At 44.9% G+C, this 2,089-nt stretch carries 4 protein-coding genes; all 4 read right to left on the bottom strand.

All coding sequences use genetic code 11. The annotated features are described in order from the left end of the window. Positions 1-308 (bottom strand): hypothetical protein (locus BLR88_RS18675; RefSeq protein ID WP_217639412.1); only part of this gene is annotated, 308 nt, incomplete at its 3' end. Continuing rightward, complete coding sequence (locus BLR88_RS18670; RefSeq protein ID WP_091261611.1) at positions 305-607, bottom strand: hypothetical protein; 303 nt, start codon at positions 605-607, stop codon at positions 305-307. The genes BLR88_RS18675 and BLR88_RS18670, both read right to left, overlap by 4 nt. A 55-nt stretch (positions 608-662) precedes the next feature. After that, a complete protein-coding gene (locus BLR88_RS18665) occupies positions 663-1,100 on the bottom strand; it encodes a YopX family protein (RefSeq protein WP_091261609.1) in 438 nt (145 codons plus the stop codon). A gap of 167 nt (positions 1,101-1,267) precedes the next feature. Further along, complete coding sequence (locus BLR88_RS18660; protein ID WP_091261607.1) at positions 1,268-2,023, bottom strand: DNA cytosine methyltransferase; 756 nt, start codon at positions 2,021-2,023, stop codon at positions 1,268-1,270. Between the last annotated feature and the right edge of the window lie 66 nt (positions 2,024-2,089).

Raw genomic sequence — 2,089 nt, 5'->3', positions numbered from 1 at the left:
TTCTGATTAGCGACCGCTATTCTCAATCGACGATTCGCTTCGCTAAACTTATCAACCAGCTTTTGAAGCTCTTCATTGTCCTTCCGCAACCGTTTGACCTCGTCCAGTAGCCGACGCATGTCTGTCGGGACGCACTTAATGAAAGTTGCATCTGCCAAATTACCGGATGTTACCTTGCAAACTTCCATTTCTCCAAAAGGTGCATACAAATGACCGATTGTAAATTCATTGTCATCATTGCATCCCCATGGCCCCGGTGTAGCAGCCGCCAACCGTGCCTCAATATCTTTTAGTTCTTGTTCAGTCATTTTAACGCCTCCCTTGCTATCTTTCGTAATATTGGAGCTTCTCCACGAAAATATGGATATGATGCTATCCTTCGAAGTTGTTGTTTCAATCTCGCATTTTCTTCCCGCAATCGTTCATTTTCATCTTTTAGCATGTAACCCAGACTGAAGAATGGACGATCCATTTTGATTTGCCATTCTCCTTCTTCATCGCGATAAATCAAAACTTCAGTATTATCATCACTTGAAAGAGAATCTAGCATTTGATTTACAAGGAACCCGACTTTAGCTTTATTCTTTGTACTATCATGTAGCCCCACTTCCCCTCATCCTCCCTAGGTTCATATTTCCTGCAACTCTTCCGCTTTTTCCATTTCATACCTTCTCCACTTCCAGCAGTTCCGGATTCTCGTAGATATTGCCGATGACTTCTGCTTTTTCGTTATACTTGAAAAGGAAGTCATCTCCGCATAAAAACATTGCTCCCGTATCATCGAAACGAACAGGAACTTTTTCCGTTACCCATTTGTTTAAATCTGTACCATACATCCGGACGTGTTCTCGCCAGGATAAAATATCCCCCTCGTAAATCTCTTTACCGTTCTTGTCTTTCAAGCCAGTGTATTGCATCATACCTTTTATGCCCTTGGCTTTTTCAGCGATGGGAAAGTTATTCCATCCACATCTATATCTGACGACACATAATTCGCCATCTATGAATCGAAACTCTGTGTTCCCGTAATCATATGACTCGGTAGAATAAAGCATCCTTTTCTTTTCTTCATCCCAAGCCCGAAACTTCAACTCACGCATTCCGTTCCCTCCTATCATTTTCCTTATTTACCCATTTACCTAAATATGGTATATTGAGGGCAGCCCTTCAAAGGCACACCTCTTTCACTGGCCGGTATTAAACCGGCCTTTTTATTTCCCCTCACGCCACTCTGCCAGCAGCTTCGTCACTTCGTATGTGCCGTTCGTTACCATGCAATATTCCCCCTTTCAATTTCTGCTATAGCTTTGAAAATCGGATATATCTGCTGCGGCACTACTGCATTTCCGAGTGCTTTAGTTCTGTCCACCCCATCGGGAATCCCATTAAGATTTCTGCATAACTTGGGTTCAAATAAAGAGGATCGTCTTGACCATTCCTTATCTTCTCTTGTGTGAATGATCCTCTGTATTCCTTGCTTCCGTTGTATCGAGATTTTGGCGCTCCCTTGTACATGCTTGTTGTTGGAGTGGGCAACCACAAATACTCTGTCCCTTCGATGTATGGCTCCGACGGCACAAGCTGGAATAAGAAATGCCCTTGTTTGATATCCTTCACTTTCCAGGTCAGAAAGCACATCCCCGAGCCCCATGGATACATGACCAGCAACATTTTCTCCAACAACCCAAGTGGGCCTGAGCTCTTGTATGAGTCTAAACATTTCCGGCCAGAGGTGACGGTCATCTTTAGTGCCTGCTCGCTTCCCGGCATTACTGAAAGGCTGACAAGGATATCCTCCGCAAATAATGTCAATTGCTCGCTCATCGTCTATCACCCCAGCTTCCGTAAGAGTTTGCTTTGATAGTTTTGTTACGTCATCAAAAATCGGAACGTCAGGCCAATGTTTTCGCAACACCTTCTGACAAAACGGTTCGATTTCACAAAAGGCTACCGTTTCAATCCCGGCCCAATCCGCAGCAAGAGAGATGCCGCCGATGCCGGAGAAGAGGTCAAGCATTTTCATACGTCTCTTACCTCACTTTTCGCCATACCACCGAGCCACCCACCGGACTCCCGGCGGGCGGCTGGT

The sequence above is a fragment of the Aneurinibacillus thermoaerophilus genome (assembly GCF_900099925.1).
Lineage (GTDB): Bacteria > Bacillota > Bacilli > Aneurinibacillales > Aneurinibacillaceae > Aneurinibacillus > Aneurinibacillus thermoaerophilus.
The sequence above is the reverse complement of the archived record's forward strand: the minus strand, read 5'-3'. Positions and strand labels throughout refer to the sequence as shown.